The sequence below is a fragment of the Sphingomonas sp. Leaf5 genome (assembly GCF_001421155.1).
Classification (GTDB): domain Bacteria; phylum Pseudomonadota; class Alphaproteobacteria; order Sphingomonadales; family Sphingomonadaceae; genus Sphingomonas.
In genome coordinates, this window is record NZ_LMJZ01000022.1 from 59,714 (window position 1) to 76,297 (window position 16,584).

General features: G+C 69.9%; 17 protein-coding genes and 1 riboswitch. Of the genes, 3 read left to right on the plus strand and 14 right to left on the minus strand.

Annotated features, from left to right (window positions below):
• Positions 1–54: 54 nt before the first annotated feature.
• A complete protein-coding gene (locus ASE50_RS14775; protein WP_082439048.1) occupies positions 55–897 on the plus strand; it encodes a family 16 glycosylhydrolase in 843 nt (280 codons plus the stop codon).
• Here the strand turns inward: ASE50_RS14775 and ASE50_RS14780 are convergent.
• Genes ASE50_RS14780 through ASE50_RS14830 form a run of 11 tightly spaced genes read right to left on the minus strand, consistent with a single transcriptional unit; the run spans position 882 to position 11,577 of the window.
• The gene (locus tag ASE50_RS14780; RefSeq protein WP_056402168.1) at positions 882–1,430 is read right to left on the minus strand and encodes a histidine phosphatase family protein; all 549 of its coding nucleotides are present in this window, start codon (positions 1,428–1,430) and stop codon (positions 882–884) included. The two genes, ASE50_RS14775 and ASE50_RS14780, sit on opposite strands and share 16 nt — an antisense overlap.
• A complete protein-coding gene (locus ASE50_RS14785; protein ID WP_235512376.1) occupies positions 1,427–2,200 on the minus strand; it encodes an adenosylcobinamide-GDP ribazoletransferase in 774 nt (257 codons plus the stop codon). The genes ASE50_RS14780 and ASE50_RS14785 overlap by 4 nt, the downstream gene beginning before the upstream one ends.
• Entirely contained in the window at positions 2,190–3,194 is a 1,005-nt protein-coding gene (gene cobT, locus ASE50_RS14790) for a nicotinate-nucleotide--dimethylbenzimidazole phosphoribosyltransferase (RefSeq protein WP_056402171.1), read from the minus strand. The genes ASE50_RS14785 and cobT overlap by 11 nt, the downstream gene beginning before the upstream one ends.
• On the minus strand, positions 3,191–4,648 hold the full coding sequence (locus tag ASE50_RS14795; protein ID WP_056402173.1) for a cobyric acid synthase: 1,458 nt from the start codon (positions 4,646–4,648) through the stop codon (positions 3,191–3,193). Before ASE50_RS14795 ends, cobT begins: the two co-directional genes overlap by 4 nt.
• Positions 4,636–5,505: an adenosylcobinamide-phosphate synthase CbiB gene (cbiB, locus tag ASE50_RS14800; protein WP_056402520.1), complete on the minus strand. Its 870-nt coding sequence runs from the start codon at positions 5,503–5,505 to the stop codon at positions 4,636–4,638. Before cbiB ends, ASE50_RS14795 begins: the two co-directional genes overlap by 13 nt.
• The gene (locus ASE50_RS14805) at positions 5,505–6,275 is read right to left on the minus strand and encodes an ABC transporter ATP-binding protein (protein WP_056402176.1); all 771 of its coding nucleotides are present in this window, start codon (positions 6,273–6,275) and stop codon (positions 5,505–5,507) included. Before ASE50_RS14805 ends, cbiB begins: the two co-directional genes overlap by 1 nt.
• A complete protein-coding gene (locus ASE50_RS14810; RefSeq protein ID WP_082439057.1) occupies positions 6,272–7,234 on the minus strand; it encodes a FecCD family ABC transporter permease in 963 nt (320 codons plus the stop codon). Before ASE50_RS14810 ends, ASE50_RS14805 begins: the two co-directional genes overlap by 4 nt.
• Positions 7,231–8,037: an ABC transporter substrate-binding protein gene (locus tag ASE50_RS14815; protein WP_235512377.1), complete on the minus strand. Its 807-nt coding sequence runs from the start codon at positions 8,035–8,037 to the stop codon at positions 7,231–7,233. The genes ASE50_RS14810 and ASE50_RS14815 overlap by 4 nt, the downstream gene beginning before the upstream one ends.
• The gene (gene cobO, locus ASE50_RS14820; RefSeq protein ID WP_056402179.1) at positions 8,034–8,645 is read right to left on the minus strand and encodes a cob(I)yrinic acid a,c-diamide adenosyltransferase; all 612 of its coding nucleotides are present in this window, start codon (positions 8,643–8,645) and stop codon (positions 8,034–8,036) included. Before cobO ends, ASE50_RS14815 begins: the two co-directional genes overlap by 4 nt.
• Positions 8,642–9,640, minus strand: a complete 999-nt coding sequence (locus ASE50_RS14825) for an aminotransferase class I/II-fold pyridoxal phosphate-dependent enzyme (protein ID WP_056402182.1) — start codon at positions 9,638–9,640, stop codon at positions 8,642–8,644. Before ASE50_RS14825 ends, cobO begins: the two co-directional genes overlap by 4 nt.
• Positions 9,640–11,577, minus strand: a complete 1,938-nt coding sequence (locus ASE50_RS14830; protein ID WP_056402186.1) for a TonB-dependent receptor plug domain-containing protein — start codon at positions 11,575–11,577, stop codon at positions 9,640–9,642. Before ASE50_RS14830 ends, ASE50_RS14825 begins: the two co-directional genes overlap by 1 nt.
• Positions 11,578–11,712: 135 nt before the next feature.
• A riboswitch (cobalamin riboswitch) is annotated at positions 11,713–11,914 on the minus strand.
• Between the two features lie 25 nt (positions 11,915–11,939).
• On the opposite strand from ASE50_RS14830, the gene cobU reads away from it, so the two are divergent.
• Positions 11,940–12,464, plus strand: coding sequence for a bifunctional adenosylcobinamide kinase/adenosylcobinamide-phosphate guanylyltransferase (gene cobU, locus ASE50_RS14835; RefSeq protein ID WP_056402191.1), 525 nt, complete (start codon positions 11,940–11,942; stop codon positions 12,462–12,464).
• 21 nt (positions 12,465–12,485) lie between these two features.
• Here the strand turns inward: cobU and ASE50_RS14840 are convergent, their stop codons facing one another.
• The gene (locus ASE50_RS14840; protein WP_056402194.1) at positions 12,486–13,385 is read right to left on the minus strand and encodes an NmrA family NAD(P)-binding protein; all 900 of its coding nucleotides are present in this window, start codon (positions 13,383–13,385) and stop codon (positions 12,486–12,488) included.
• A gap of 66 nt (positions 13,386–13,451) precedes the next feature.
• Between ASE50_RS14840 and ASE50_RS14845 the strand changes: the two genes are divergently transcribed.
• Complete coding sequence (locus tag ASE50_RS14845; RefSeq protein ID WP_056402196.1) at positions 13,452–14,315, plus strand: hypothetical protein; 864 nt, start codon at positions 13,452–13,454, stop codon at positions 14,313–14,315.
• Here the strand turns inward: ASE50_RS14845 and ASE50_RS14850 are convergent.
• A complete protein-coding gene (locus ASE50_RS14850; RefSeq protein ID WP_056402199.1) occupies positions 14,237–15,457 on the minus strand; it encodes a glycosyltransferase family 4 protein in 1,221 nt (406 codons plus the stop codon). The two genes, ASE50_RS14845 and ASE50_RS14850, sit on opposite strands and share 79 nt — an antisense overlap.
• Positions 15,454–16,518, minus strand: a complete 1,065-nt coding sequence (locus ASE50_RS14855) for a glycosyltransferase family 4 protein (RefSeq protein WP_056402203.1) — start codon at positions 16,516–16,518, stop codon at positions 15,454–15,456. Before ASE50_RS14855 ends, ASE50_RS14850 begins: the two co-directional genes overlap by 4 nt.
• Between the last annotated feature and the right edge of the window lie 66 nt (positions 16,519–16,584).

A 16,584-nucleotide genomic window follows, 5' to 3' on the forward strand; every position in this document is an offset into this window, starting at 1 on the left:
CGTACGATGCCGGCAAAGCGCCGGAATACGGGCGCGATTGCAGGAGGTTGCGCGATGCGGATGGTGTGGGCGACGATGGCGGCGGGGATCGCCACCGCCGGGGTGGCGCAGGACGCCCCGACGCTGGGTGCCAGCAACCATGCGGTCGATATCGCCATCGCGCCACCCGCCGGCGCGCCGACCTTTGCCGACGAATTTACCGGCAAGGCCATCGATCCGGCGCACTGGCGCTTCGATACCAGCCGCAATCGCGACGGCTGGTACAATAACGAGCGGCAATATTATGCGCCCGCCGACACCCCCGCCAATGCCCGGATCGCCGATGGCGCGCTGGTGATCGAGGCGCGGCGGGAGAAACCGAAGGGCGGCGATTCCGGCGGACAGGACTATACCTCCGCCCGGATCGTGTCGGTGAAGCCGATGGGCTATGGCTTTTACGACATTCGCGCGAAGCTGCCGTGCGGGCGTGGCATCTGGCCGGCGCTGTGGATGCTGCCGCCCGATGGCAAATGGCCCGACGAGGGCGAGATCGATATCCTCGAACTGGTCGGCTACGAACCCGATCTGGTCCATGCGACGCTGCACACGGCCAAATTCAACCATGCCCGGGGCACGCAACGCGGCGGATCGCGCAAGATGACCGACGTTTGCGGCCAATGGCATCACTATCAGCTCGACTGGACCCCACAGGCGATCACCATCGGCATCGACGGGCGCGGCTATATGCGCGTCGCCAACGACCAGCCGGGCGGGCGCGCGGCATGGCCGTTCGACCGGCCGTTCGACCTGATCCTGAACGTCGCGGTCGGCGGCGACTGGGGCGGCAAGATGGGCATCGACGACAGCAAGTTCCCGCAATCGATGCAGGTCGATCATGTCCGCTACTGGCGGCGCTGAAGCACGACGATCTCACCACAGGCGGGGATGAAATCGACCGCGCGGGTAAGCGACTGGCCGTCGAGCACCGTGCGCAGCGTCGCGATCGGTCCGCCATGCGCGACGACCAGCACGGTCGGTTCGCGCGGCAGCGCCGCCCATGCGGCCAGCACCCGGTCGGCAAGGTCGCGTCCGCTCTCTCCGCCACCGGGGCGATAGGTTTCGGGATCGGTCATCATCCGGTCCATCTCCGGCCCCGTCTCGCGCCAGATCGCGTTCCACGACCGGCCCTCCCATGCGCCGAAGTCGCGTTCGCGCCAGCGGGGATCGGTCGTCACGGCGGTCTCTCGGCCGCGCGCGATCCGCTCGGCCAGCCGCCGGGTGCGGCGCGCGCCCGAATGGACGATGGCGTCGATCGTGGTGGCGGCGAGGTCGGCGACGATCCGCGCCGCCAGCGTCCGGCCCTCGCGACTCCACCCCATGTCGGACCGGCCATAGCAGCGCCCCTGCCACGCCTTTGCGACCGGCGGATGGCGCAGCAGCAACACCTTCACCGCGCGGCGACCGCCAGCAGCAGCGCCAACTGCCCCATCGCCGCCGCGAAGCCGAGACAGTCGCCGGTACTCCCCCCGATCCGCGCGATCAGGAAACGGCGCAGCCAGAGCAACAACAGGAGCATTGCGGCAAACGCCGCTCCCGTCGCGCCGGGCCGCAGCCACAGGATCGGCGCGAGGCCGGGCAGCGCCAGCACCCCCGCCAGTGCCAGCCGCCCCGGCGGCATCCGTCCGGCACGTACCGCCATCCCCGCGCCGCTGCCGACCGGGGCGACGATCGCCGCCAGCGTCACCGCGCACAACCGCCCCGCCGTCGCCGCGCCGATAATCGCCGCCGCCGCGACCGGAGCCGGCAATGCGACCATCGCCGCAATCCGCAGCAGCACGCTCAATGCCAGCCCGAGTGCTCCATAGCTGCCGATGCGGCTGTCCTTCATGATCGTCAGCGCGCGCTCCCCCGACGCGGTGCCACCGAACGCATCGCAAAAATCGGCGACCGCATCCTCGTGAAACGCACCGGTCAGCAACGCCTCGACGATCAGCGCCAGCGTCGCCGCGACCAGTGGCGGCCAAACCCGGCCGGCTACGACGAACACCCCCGCCGTGACCGCGCCGATCAGCGTGCCGACCGGCGGCAGCCACGCCATCGCCCGCGCCAGTCCCGCCGCCGCCTGCTCGGCCGTCAGCCGGGCAAGGATCGGCACCGGCAGGCGCGTCAGGAACTGGAGCGCCAGCAACGGCGCGGCCCAGCGCGGCACCTCAGTCGGCACGATCCGCCCCGATCTGGTCGAGCCGCACCACGTCGTTGAGCAGCGCCGACGCGGCATCGAGCAACGGCAACGCCGTCAGCGCCCCACTGCCCTCGCCCAGCCGCATTTCCCAGTCGAGCACCGGCGTCAGCCCGAGCGCCGCGAGCGCCGCCTGATGCCCCGGCTCGGCCGAACGATGGCCTGCGATCATCGCCTTCGCACTGCCCGGCGCGAGCGTCTGCGCGATCAGGGCGGCGGCGGTGGCGACATAACCGTCGAGCAGCAGCGTCACCCCCCGCGCCGCGCCCGCCGCGTAGAAGCCGGCCATCGCCGCGATTTCATAGCCCGCGACCGAAGCGATTGCCTCACGCGCTTCGGTTACTCCCTGCGCACGATCGGTCGCTACGGCAACGACGCGGCGCTTGGCGGCAAGCACCGTGTCGTCCGCCCCTGCCCCGCGCCCGACCGCCGCAGCGGGGTCGAGTCCGGTCAGCAGCGCGGTCAGGCAGGCGGTCGGGGTCGTGTTGCCGATCCCCATCTCCCCAGCGATCAGCAGCACCGCACCGTCGTCGACGGCGCGCGCCGCCTCATCGGCACCGATGCCCCACGCCGCATCGAACTGCGCCACGGTCATCGCCGGCCCGGCCCCCAGCGGCGCGGTGCCGTCGGCGACGCGGGCATCGCGGAAGAACGACGGTCCAACGACCCGCGCACCCGTCATCCCGACATCGACCAGCCGCAACGGGCAATCGGCGGCAGCGGCCAGCGCGTTGCTGGTCGCGCGCCCCGACAGGATGGTGGCGACCATCATCGCCGTCACCTCGGACGGCCATGCCGATACGCCCTCCGCCACACAGCCATGGTCGCCCGCGAACAGGACCGCGTGTCGGGGCGAGGTCCGCGCGTCGATCCGCCGCTGCGTCAGCGCCAGCTCGGTCGCCAGCGTCTCCAGCCGCCCCATCGCCCCGCGCGGCTTGGCCAGCGCGTCGAGATGCGCGCGAATGTCGTCGATCATGGGGCCTCCCCGGCAATGTCCAGAAGTGCATCGATATCCAGCGCCGCTTCGAGCGCCCGCGCCACCCCGTCGAGCGCGGCGTTGATGCCCTCGCGCCGGTCGAGCGGGTCGGCCTGTGCGCCGATCCGCAGCAACAGGCTCGCGCGGGCGCTGGCGGCATCGAACAGGCCGTGGACATAGCAACCGGCGATCTGCCCGTCGCGCGCGACCGCGCCATCGGGCACCCCATCGGCGAAGCGCAGCAGCGGCGGCGTGCCCGGCGCGACGGTCGTGACGCCGGCATGGATTTCATACCCGGCAAATGCGGCACCATCGACCAACGTCCCTGTGATCGGCCGCGTCGTCTTCACCCCCGCGATCACCGTATCGATCGGCAGCAGACCCAGCCCGGCGACCCACCCCGCCGGTCCCTCGATCCCGTCGGGGTCGGCAATCGACGCCCCCAGCATCTGATAACCCCCGCAAATGCCGATTACCTGCCCCCCGCGCCGGACATGCGCGGCAAGGTCGATATCCCACCCCTGTTCGCGCAGGAACGCGAGGTCGGCAATCGTCGCCTTGGTCCCCGGCAGGATCACCAGCGCGGCATCGCCCGGCAGCGGCTGGCCGGGCGGGATCATCCGCAACCGCACCGCCGGATCGTGCGCCAGCGCGTCGAAATCATCGAAATTGGCGATGCGCGACAGCATCGGCACCGCGATCAGCGGGCCGTCGCCGCGCTCGGCACCGCGACCCAGCGCCACCGCATCCTCGGCGGGCAGGCGCGCAGCGTCCGCCAGCCACGGCACCAGCCCGATATCGCGCCAGCCGGTCCGCGCGACGATCTCGGCGCGGCCATCATCGAACAGCGCCGGATCGCCGCGAAACTTGTTGACCAGGAAACCGCGGATCATCGCGGCATCGGCGGGGTCGATCACCGCCTGCGTCCCGACCAGCGCCGCGATCACCCCGCCGCGATCGATATCGCCGGCCAGCACCACCGGTACCCCGGCAGCGCGCGCAAAGCCCATGTTCGCGATATCGCCGGCGCGCAGGTTGATCTCGGCGGGCGATCCTGCCCCTTCGACCACCACGATATCGGCTTGGGCCGACAATCGAAGATAGGCCGCCAGCACCTCGGCCAGCAATTCGGGCCGCCGCCGCCGGTAATCGCCCGCCGCCATCGTGCCCGCGACCCGCCCGCCAACGACCAGTTGCGACGTCCGGTCACTCTGCGGTTTGAGCAGCACCGGGTTCATGTCCGTCGTCGGCGGCACGCGGCAGGCGATTGCCTGCAACGCCTGCGCCCGGCCGATCTCGCCGCCATCGGCGCAAACGGCAGCGTTGTTCGACATATTCTGCGCCTTGAACGGGCGCACTCTGAGGCCGCGATCGGTCAGCAGCCGGCACAGCCCGGCGACCAGCACCGATTTGCCGACATCCGATCCGGTCCCCTGAATCATCACCGCAGCCATGCGACGCCCCCGACCAGCAGCCACAGCAACAGGCAGGCGGTACGATAGATGCCGAGCGCACAGGTCAGATCGCCGGCATCGGGCCGCGGCCCGTCGCCCAGCACCGCACGCTGCGTCGGCTCGCCATCATAGCTCACCGCCCCGCCCAGCCGCCGCCCCAGCGCCCCCGCCATCGCCGCCTCCGGCCAGCCACCATTGGGCGAAGCATGGTGGCGCGCGTCGCGCAGCATCGCGTGCCAGCCGCCGCGTCCGGCCAGCGCGATCAATGCCCCCGCCACCCGCGCCGGCACGAGATTGACGACATCGTCGGCCTTCGCTGCCGCCCAGCCGAACGCGCCGAGCGCCGGCGTGCGATGCCCGACCATCGAATCGGCGGTGTTGATCGCCTTCACCGCGAACAGCCCCGGCAGTCCGAACAGCAACAGCCCGAGCGCCGGCGCGACCACCCCGTCGCAGAAACTCTCCGCCAGACTTTCGATCGCCGCCGTCGCGACCCCGGCTTCGTCCAGTGCAGCCGTATCGCGCCCGACGATCATCGCCACCGCCTGCCGTGCCGCCGCAAGATCGCCCGCCATCAACGGCTGCGCCACCGCCGCGACGTGATCATGCAGGCTGCGCTGCGCCAGCCCCGTGGTGGCGATCAATGTCGTTACGACCGTCCCTAATCGCTCGATCACCAGCCCCAATGCCACCGACGATGCGACCAGCAGCACGACCAGCGTTACCCCTTCCAGCCGACGCCGTCGGTTCCAACGTTGTTCGAACCAGCCGATCAACGCGCCGACGCCCATCACCGGATGCCACCAGCGGCGCGGATAGCCGAGCGCCGCCTCGACGATCAGCGCCGCCAGCGCGATCACCGCGCGACCGGCAGGATGTAGCGATGGCCCTGCGGCGTGCGGCCGATCTCGACATCGATGCCATAGGCCTCCGCAATCGCCGGCGCGGTCAGCACGTCGTCCGCCGCCCCCGACGCGACGACCCGCCCGTCCTTCAGCAGCACCGCGTCATCCGCCACCCGCGCCGCCAGATGCAGATCGTGCAGCACCAGCACCACGCCCCGCCCGCCTGCCGCCACGCCGCGCAACCGCGCCAGCACGTCGAGCTGATGCGCGGGGTCGAGGCTGGCGAGCGGTTCGTCGGCGAGCAGCCAGTCGGGCTCCCCAGCCAGCACCCGCGCCAGCAGCGCGCGACCGCGCTCGCCGCCCGACAGCCGCTCGACGCCCCGCCCGGCCAGCCCGGTCATGTCGGTCGCCGCCAGCGCCGCCGCCACCGCATCGCGGTCAACCTGCGTCTCACCCCAGCGCCCGCGATGCGCGAACCGGCCGAGGCCGACCAGCGTCGCGACGTCGATGTCCCAATGCACGTCGGCCGATTGCGGCAGCAGGCCGATCGCCCGCGCCCGCGCGCGCCGGTCGATCGCCTGCACGTCCGTCCCACCCAGCCGCGCTGCACCGCTATCCGGCCGGCGCAACGCGGCGAGGCAGGCGAGCAGGCTCGACTTGCCCGCGCCATTGGCCCCCAGCAGCGCGGTCACCCGCCCCGGCCGGAACGCGAACGACACATCGTCGAGCACGCGCTTGCCACCGAGCATCAGCGAAATCGCATCGGCCACCAGATCGGTCATGCCAGCCTCCGCCGCATCGCGAACAGCAGATAGAGGAAGAACGGCCCGCCCAGCATCGACATGGCGATACCGAGGCGCAATTCGCTGACCGTCGGGGCCAGCCGCACCAGACTGTCGGCAAAGGTCAGCAGCACCGCCCCTGCCAGCGCCGAGGGCAGCAGGATTGCTGATGGACGATTGCCGGCGAACGGCCGCACCATATGCGGCACGATCAGCCCGACGAACCCGATCATTCCCGCCGACGCCACCGATGCGCCGACCGTCAGCGCGACGCCGGCGATGACCAGCCGTTGCAGCCGCGCCGGATCGACGCCCATCGACCGCGCCGCCGCCTCGCCCAGCGTCAGCGCGTCGAGCGACCGCGCGGTCAGCGCCAATACGCCCATACCCGCAACGATGAGCGGCGCGGCGACCAGCACATCGTCCCAGCTGCGATCGGTCAGTGCGCCCATCAGCCACGTCACGATCTGCGACGATACGAACGGCGTCGGCGCGACGCTGATGGCCAGCGCGGTCAGCGATCCGGTAATGCTGGTCAGGATCATGCCGCCCAGCGTGAACAGGATCAGGCTGCCCGAACGACCCGCGATCAGCGCCAGCAGCGCCATCGTCACCCCTGCTCCCACCAGCGCGAAGCCGGGCAGCAGCCACATCTGCGCGGCATAGCCGAAATACAGCGCCATCACCGCCCCGAATGCCGCGCCCGACGACACGCCGAACAGCCCCGGATCGGCCAGCGGATTGCGCAGATAGCCTTGCATCACCGCGCCCGACAGCCCGAGCGCGCTCCCCACCAGCAGCGCCAGCACGGTGCGCGGCAGGCGCAGTTCGACGATGATGATGGAACGCGGATCGTCGGCGGTCCACGCGTCGAACGGCACCCACACCTTCCCCGCCGCCACCGACAACGCGGCCGCGATCAGCATCAGGACGAGCAGGCCGAGGGTCAGCCGCTTCACGACGTCACCTGCGCGCGCACCTGTCGCAACCGCGCCATCGCCGCGATGATCGTCGGCCCGCCACAATTCATCAACCGCGTGGGGTATGCGGCGACGGTAATATGCTTCCCCAGCCGCCGCACTGCCGGATGCCCGGTCATGCGGTCATCCTGCACGCCCTCCGGCGCGGTCGACAGCAGCACGCGCGGCGGATCGGCGACCAGATATTCGAGCGGGAGGATGTCCCATTGCTTCAGGCCGTAGCGGGCGCTCATGTTGCGAAACCCGGCGCGGTTGAGCAAATCGTCGGTCAGCGTGCCTGACCCTGGCACCAACCCGTTCCCCTGCCAAACCAGCGCACCGACCGGGCGCGCGATCGACGGCACTGCCGCCGCCCCGATCCGCGCCGCCAGCACCTCGCCGCGGTCGGCATGGCCAGTGGCCGCTGCAATCTCACGCACCTGCGCCATGCTTTCCGGCACCGATTCCGCGACAGGATATTGCACCAGCGCGATCTTGAGCCGCTTCAATGCGGCAATGGTCGCCGGTTCGACATGCGGACCGGCCAGCACGATATCGGGACGCAGCGCGACCACTTCCTCGGCCGTCCCGGACGTCGCCTTGAACCGCTGCGCCCATGCCAGCGGCACCGAGGTTGCCCGCGTATCCTGCGAATAATGGCTGATGCCGACGATCTGCGCCGGGTCGGCGACGAAGCGCAGCACCGCATCGACGCACGGATTGATCGACACGATCCGGGGCGCACGCGGCGCGGCCGACACCAGCGCGGGTGTCGCCAGCAACAGGGCGAGCGGACGGATCAATATTCGACGCCCTTCTGCGCCTTGAACCCGGCATGATAGGGATGCTTCACCTCGCCGAATTCGGTGACCAGATCGGCGAGGTCGAGCAGTTCGGGCTTCGCGTTGCGGCCGGTGATGCAGATATGCTTGGTGAGCGGCCGGTCCTTCAAGAACGCGACGATCTCGGCGATCGGCAGCGTATCGTCGCGCAGCACGATGTTCAGTTCGTCGAGGATGACGAAATCGATCGCGGGGTCGAGGATCATCTCCTTCGACCGTTCCCATGCCGCACGGGCGGCGGCGATGTCCTGCGCGCGGTCCTGCGTTTCCCAGGTGAACCCCTCGCCCATCACCTCGAAGCTGGCGAGATCGGGATGGGCGTCGAAGAAGTTGCGCTCGCCCGTCTCCCATTTGCCCTTCACATACTGCAGGATCGCGACGCGCATCCCCCAGCCGATGCTGCGGATCGCCATGCCGAACGCGCTCGACGACTTGCCCTTGCCATTGCCGGTATGGACGATCAGCAGCCCGCGTTCGAGCGTGCGGCGCGCCTGCATCTTTTCGCGCGCGACCGCCATACGCTGCATCCGTGCATTGTGGCGGGCGTGATCGTCGGGCGTCTCGGTCATCGGGGAAACTCCTCCAGGGCGGTGGTCAGGCGCGACAATGCCGCCCCGTCGGGTGGCAGGCCGATCCGCAACCGGTCGCGCCGGTCGGCGAACGGCCGGGTCAGGATGGCATGGTTGCACAAATGGCGGAACAGCGCGTGCGCGTCGCGGGCCTCGATCAGCCGGAACAGCGGCGCGCGGCCGACGATATCGACCCCGGTCAGCACACGGTCGAGCAGCGCGCCGACCGTCGCGATCCGCTCTGCCTGTGCGTCGGCAAAGGCGCGATCGGCATAGGCCGCCGCCCCGATCCGCACCGCCGCACTCGACACCGGCCAGTCGCCGAGCAGGTGACGCAGCGCGCCCGCCACCCCGCTCCCGGCAAGGACGAAGCCCAGCCGCAATCCGGGCAGACCATAGAATTTACCGAACGATCGCAGCACGATCAGCCGGTCGGACGCTTCTCCCGCCAGACCGGCCTCGGGATCGGCATAGGCTTCGTCGACCACGACGGTCATCCGCCGCGCCAGCGCGCGCAGATGGTCCGCCGGCGTGACGAAACCGTCGGGATTGGCCGGGCTGGCCAATACCAGCAAGTCGGCATCGCCCGGATCGGTGAGCGCAGCGACGGCACGCGCCTCTCCCCAAGCCGCGGCATGGCCGGCATAGCCCGGCCGCACCACTGCCGGCCGCTCGGCGGGCAGGATCACGGACAGCAGCCGCAGCGCGAGGTCGGTCCCCGGCACCGCGACGACGCAGGCCGGATCGGCGACGCCGAACGCCCGCGCCGCCGCTTGTTCCAGTGCGCCGATCTCGCCCGGTTCGGGCAACCGGGTAAGGCCCAACGCACTCCCCTCCCTTGTCAGGGAGGGGAGTAGCGATGGGTCGATGCCCGTAACCGGATACGCCCATGGCGCGATGCCGGTCGACAGGTCGATCCAGTCGTCCCCGCCGAACGCACGCATGGCGGCGGTCACCCGCCCGCCATACGCACAAAATTCGGCGAGGTCGCTCATCAGTAGCGGAGCCGCACGCCGCCATAGGCAGCGCGCCCCGGCGTCCCGTACTGAAAGATCGTCTCATAACGTTCGTCGAACAGGTTTTCGACGCGGCCATAGACGTCGATCCGTTCGGTCACCGGGAACGACGCGCGCAGATCGGTCAGGACATAGCCGTCCAGCCGCCGCGCGTTCGACGCATTGTCGAAACTGTCGCCGACCATGGTGACGGTCGCCCCCATTGCCAGCCCGAACGCCCAGCGATAATCGGCGTTGACGCTCAGGCTATCGGCCGGCCGCCGCGCCAGTTTGCGCCCGAAATTGGCGGTCCCGGCCGACCGGTTCTCGGCATCCAGCCACGTATAGGCGGCGGCGACGGTGAACGCCTCGACCGGCCGCAGTTTCAGCGCGAACTCCAGCCCCTTCGCCTCGGCCCGGGCGATATTGTCATAGGTGCCGTCCGGCTTGCCCGCGCACACGCCGGTCGTCACGCCGAAGCACGACACGAACGCGATCAGATCCTTCGACGTACGATCGAACCATGTCGCGCTCGCCTCGACCGCGCCGTTCAGCCCGCGCTGGGTGATACCCGCGTCCCAGCCCTGCGAACGCTCCGGGGTCAGCGCCGCATTCCCATATTCGCTCTGCAACTGGAACAGGGTCGGTGCCTTGAACCCTTCCGAATAGCTCGCGCGCAACACGGTGTTGCCGGCGTTCGGCGACCACACGCCGCTGCCCGAAAACACCGTCGCCCCGCCGAAGACATTATGGTCGTCATGCCGCACGCCGCCGGTCAGCGTCAGGTTTTCGATCGGCGTCACCGCCAACTGGCCATAGACGCCCAGCAGCCGCGCGCGACCAGTGGCGGTCGGACCGCCGAAGCTCGACGTGGTGAAGCGCGACACCTCGCGCTCGACGCCGAAGGTCGCGAACACTGCGTCCGTCACGTCGAACGACCCCTGATAGTCGATACGGTCGTTGCGCCCCTTCCCCCGGAACGTCTCGGTCGGCGTGCCATCGGGGTCGGTATTGGTCCGGTTGCTCGACGTATGGGCATAGCCGACGCGGTTGCGGAACCGCCCGTCAAACAACGCGGCGTTCAGGCCGGTATAGCCGGTCCATTGCTCGGCATCGCCGTACTCGCGGGTATCGCCGAAGCTGAAGCTCGGCGCGGGAAAGCCGTCGATCTCGGTCCGTCCGTTCGAATAGAAGCCGCGGACATCGACCGATACGCTGTCGGCCAGCGCCACCGACACGCTACCGTTCGCGCCATAGCTGCGATAGCCATCCTTTTCGCGACCCGGCGCATAGGCCGAGATGCCGTCGGTGGTCAGGAAGCCGCCGCCGATGCTGGCCGATACCGGCCCCGCCTTGCCCGAGATGTTCGCGAACCCCTGTCCGGTACCGAACGAGCCGCCCTCGCCGCGCACGTTGATCGACAGATCGTCGGTCGGCTGGCGGGTGATGAGGTTGACGACGCCGCCGATCGCCTGGCTGCCCCACAGCACCGACTGCGCCCCGCGCAGCACTTCGATCCGGGCGATATTGCCGATCAGCAGATTGCCGAAGTTGAACCCGCCACCCGGCGACGACGGGTCGTTCAGCTTCACGCCGTCGATCAGCGCCACGGTCTGGTCGCTGTCGGCGCCGCGGATGTTGACGCTGGTCGTGGTGCCGATGCCGCCGTTGCGGGTGACGGTGACGCCCGGCGTCTGGCGCAACAGGTCGGACACGACCACCGCCTGCCGCTGTTCGATGGTGGTCAGGTCGAGCACGGTGATCGCCTGCCCCACGGTATCGACCGGGCGGGCTTCGCGGTTGGCGGTGACGACGATCTCGTCGCCTTCCCCCGCCACGCGTTCGAGGCCGAGCGACGATTGCGCGCTCTGCGCGAAGGCCGGGGCAGCCGCGAACAGGCACGGCAGCAACAGCAAACGGGTCTTCGAAATCTTCATGAGGCACTCCCCCCAGACATAACCAAGGGGACGCGCACCGATGACGCCGGAACAGGCTGTTCCCATTCGCGCACGACCCCCAAACGACGTCGTCACGCGAGGAAACCCTCGATCGCCCGGCACACCCCGTCCGCGCGAAGGACAACCGCGACGGGCAGGTCTCCTGGCTTCCGGGTCGTCGCCTTGCCCGGCCTTCCCGGACCGAAGTCCAGTGGCACGCGGAGGAGCAAGGCTCGCCGGTCACAGTTGCGGGGGCAGCCCCGGATGACGCGTCTAAAACGCGCTTCCGGGTTCCCTTTTCATCCCGTTTCTGGGAACCTGTCGCATCCGCGCCCTTAAAGCGCATCGAAGCGCAGGACAAGATGGCGACGACAACCCTGTTCGTGGGCGGTGCCCGATCGGGAAAGAGCCGGCTGGCGCAGCAGGCGTGCGAGGCGTTGCCGGGGCCATGGACCTACCTCGCCACGGCGGAGCCGTGGGACGAGGAGATGACCGACCGCATCGCCCGCCACCGTGCCGATCGCGGGCCGGGATGGCAAACGGTCGAATGCCCGATCGATCTGGCCAGCGCGATCGATGCGGCGACGGGGCCGGTGCTGGTCGATTGCCTGACGCTGTGGCTGTCGAACCTGATGCTGGGAGACCATGCTATCGACCGCTACACCACCGACCTACTCGCCGCGATCGGCCGCGCGGCACATCCGGTGCTGCTGGTCAGCAACGAGGTCGGCATGGGCATCGTCCCCGACCACCCCCTCGGCCGCCGGTTCCGCGACGCGGCGGGGCGGCTCAATCAGGCGGTGGCGGCGACGGTCGACCGCAGCTGGTTCGTGGTCGCGGGGATGGTGTTGCCGCTGGAGCGGTTCGATCCACACGCAACGCGGTGACCCCCGCGCAGGGGGATAGGATCATCCCTGCGCCACCACCTCGCGCAACGGCGTCCACGCCACGTCATACCGCCCGTTATCCACCGGCGCCGACGGTGCGCGACCGTCGAACATATTGTGGAGATACTGCATCCCCTGCCACGCCGGAAACACCTGATCGCGCGCGGGGAACAACCGGCGCGTCACCCCGATCATCCGCGACAGCGCCGCCAGCGATCCGGCGCGCAGCAGACCATAGGGCCGCCCCGTCACCTCGCCCATCAACGCCGCCAGATCGCGCGCGCTGACCTCAGCCCCCGCGATATGCAGGTCGCGCGGCGCGGCGGGGTCGAGCGCGGCGGCGGCGGTATAGGCGGCGACATCGTCTTTGGTCGTCAGCGCGAACTTCGTGTCGGCATCGCCCCAGTACAGCACCCGCCGCACCCGCCGCTGGATCAACGGCATCTGTCCGTTGAGCATATCGGCGAATGCGCCGTTGAAGATCGACGTCGCCATGATCGGCGCGGTGTCGATCCGGGTGCGGAACGCGCGGCGCAGATCGAAATTGCGGTTGGTGCCGGTCGGCAGCGCGCGATAATCGATCGAGAAATCGGACGGGATGAACCGCGCCGCCCCGCCGCCCAGCGCCGCATCGAGCAACCGTGTCTGGGTATCCAGAATCGTCTCGCCCAGCCCGTTCAGCGCCGATACCACGCACAACACCCCGCGACAGGCATGGGCCAGCGCCTGCGCATCGTCGAAATCGACCGGACAGGGTTCGGCCCCGATCGCTTCCAGTGCCGCTAGCCGATCGGGCGCCGTCCCGGGGCGAACCAGCGCGCGCACCTTCGCGCCGCGCGCAACGGCCGCCTTCGCGATCCGGCCGCCAAGGTCGCCGGTCGCGCCTGCGACGATGATCGTGTCGTTGGTCGTTTCCCGCATCAATCCTCCGAACCGCCACGCGACGTCGTGCGTTCCCCGACGCAGCAACGCAAGGGGGCGGATGGGATGAATCAGGATTGGCCACGCTGCCCGATCTGCGGCAACGCCAACTGGCACGACCGCGCGCTGCCCGAATGCACCCATTGCGGTCTGGCGGTCGCCGATCTTGATTTCGACGCCGTGCGGTTACGCGACGCGATCGCCGACCATCTGCGCGGCTGCACGCCCGAACGCGAATTCGCGCTGTCCCCCCATGCCCGTCGCAATGCCGCATGGGCGGTGGGACTGGTCGACGGTAAACCTGCGACACCGCAGCCGCATGCCGTGACGCTCGGCATGATCGCGCGCGCCAGCGAAGCCGACGGGGTCGCGGCGATGCTGACGGGGTTGCGCTCCGATTTTCCCCGCGCGATCGTCCTGCTCGACGGCACGGTCGACGACGCGGCGGCGCTGGCCGGACGGGTGCCATGGGCGCGGATCGTCGCCCATCCGCTAGGCGGCGACTTCGCCGCGCAACGCAACCGGGTACAAGCATTGGCGACCGGCTGGGTGCTGCAACTCGATACCGACGAACGGCCCGATGCCGCGCTGCCGGCGTCCCTTGGCTGGCTCACCGCAGCGGCTGATCGCGACGGGCTGCAGTCGCTAGGCTTGCCGCGCCGCAACCGCGTCGATGGTATGCAATCGGCGCTGTGGCCCGACATCCAGTACCGGCTGAACCGGGCCGAGGTCCGCTTCGCCGGCATCGTCCATGAACGCCCGGTGGTGGCGTTCGAACGCACCTCGCTCGCGCTGGCCGGGGCGATCGACCATTTTCTTAGCCGGTCACGCGTCCTCGAACGGTCGCGCGTTTACGAAGCCATGTCGACCGGTGCCGGCCGCCCGAGCGACGAGGCCGCCCTGCTCCGCCCGTTCGCCGCCACGACATAGGCCGCCGCCGTCTCCGCCGCGAGGCCGGCGCGGGTGAACCGCCCCGCCGCCACCCGCGCCGCCGCCGACAGCGCCAGCCGCAGCGCATCATCGCGCAGCATCCGCCACAAGACCGCGCCCAGCGCGATGGCCGTGCAATCCTGCGCCAGCAATCCCGCGCCACTGCCGCCGACGAACAGCCTCGCGCTCGGATCCTCGCCGCACGCCGCGATCGGCCGGCCGAACGTCATCGCCTCCTGATAGACCAGCCCGAAACTCTCGTAGCGCGACGGCGCGACGACGATATCCGCCGCCGCCAGCGCGGCGTGGAGCGCATCGTCCTCGACCCGGTGATGGACATCGATCCGCCGAAGCGCCGCCGGTGGCAACCGGTCGAGTTCGTGGCGATGCAGCCCGATCATCGTCAGCCGGAAATCGGGCAGCGTGCCGGCATCGGCCTCCGCCGCCAGCGCGGGCAGCGCGCCGATCAGCGCATCGGTTCCTTTGCGCGGTTCGTTGCGCCCGACGAACAACATGCGCAGCACGGCATTGCCCGGCGGATAGGGCGCGGCCTGTCCCGCCGCCACGATCGCGGGCGGCAGGCTCAGCCCGATCACGGCATGGCCCGGCCCCGGCGGCACCGTGCCGTACAGCGCCGCGACCTTCGCACCATGCGCTTCGGTATTGGAAATCAGCCCGGCGGACTGCCGCGCCGACAGCGCCTCCAGTGCCACCGCCGCCCAGCGGTCGATCCGGTCGCGCAGGGTGCGGGGCTTGGCGGCGCTGGTCGCGACCGGCGTCGAATTGCGGGTGACCAGCGGCACCGGCCCGGTCAGCGCGACCCACAGCCCCGGCGCATACCAGTTGGTCGCCTCGACCACGTCGAACGGGCGCTCGGCATGCAGCCGCCGCACCGTCCGCGCGATCATCGCCGGGCCGCACGCATGGCCGATGCCGGGCCAGCGCCGCAACCGGGCCAGCCAGCCATCGACCTGCGCGCCGATCACCTCGACCGCGCCGTCCATGCTGCGGTCGCGGCGGTCCATCGTCACGACGCGGACGTCATGTCCCGCCTCGGCCAGCGCCTGCGCGATCTCCTGCGCCGCGCGCGACAGGCCGCTCTTTTCGGGGGGATAGGCCCAACTGATGAGTCCGACCCTCACGCCACCGCCCCATGCGCCAGCGCGATCCGTTGCCGGTACAGCGCCACATATTCCTCCGCCATGCGGGTCGCGGTGAAGCGCGCCTCGAACCGTTCGCGCACCTTCGCCCGGTCGAGCGTGTCGATCCGCGCCAGCGCCGCGACCGCCTCCTCCTCGTTCTTCACGACGAAGCCGGTGACGCCGTGGTCGACGACCTCGCGCACGCTGCCGCGATCCCATGCGATCACCGGCGTGCCGCAGGCCATCGCCTCGATCATCACCAGTCCGAAGGGTTCGGGCCAGTCGATCGGGAACAACAGCGCCGCCGCTTCGCCCAGCAAGGCCTGTTTGCCGCGGTCGTCGACCTCGCCGACATGGTCGGCATCGTCGCCCAGCAACGGTGCGACCCGTTCGTCAAAATAGCGCGGATTGCCGACATCGATGCCGCCGGCCAGCCGGATCGGTCGCCCGGCCACGCGCGCGACGCGGATTGCGACATCGGGCCGCTTCTGGTCGGTCATCCGCCCGATAAACGCGACCCCCGGCCCGCCCGGACCGGCCGAGAACCGCTCGGCCGGAATGCCGTGATGCACCACCCCCGCGCGGTTGGCGCGCGGCAGGTCGCGCGCCTGCGCCGCCGAGATCGCGACGACCGGCAATTCGGGAAAGCTGTGGAAGAACAGCTTGCGGTCGAGCTCGTCCAGCCGCCAGTGGACCGTCGTCACGCTCTGCCCGATCCGCTTGCCGAGCACCGCGGCATGGGCGAACTCGCCATGGCAATGGACGATGTCGAACTCGTGCAGATGCTGCGCCAGCAGTCCCAGTTGCGCCGCTTCCAGCGCGGCGGGCACGCCCGGCGCGACCGGCCCGTGATACGCCTGCAACGCCTGCAGGCTGGGATGCGCCGACAGGTGGCGGGCGGTGGTGATGCTGTCGCTGGGAGCGATCAGCGTCACGTGATGACCCATCGCCATCAACGCCTCGGTCAGATCGGACACGACACGTTCGGTCCCGCCCGTCCTGCCCGGTGGCGTGGGGTAGATGACGGGGGCGATCTGCGCGATCCGAAGCGGGGATACCATCGCCCACCGGAACCAAGCGAAAGCCGAACGGTTCCTGTGAGGACGGGCACAAGTCCGTATTTTTTA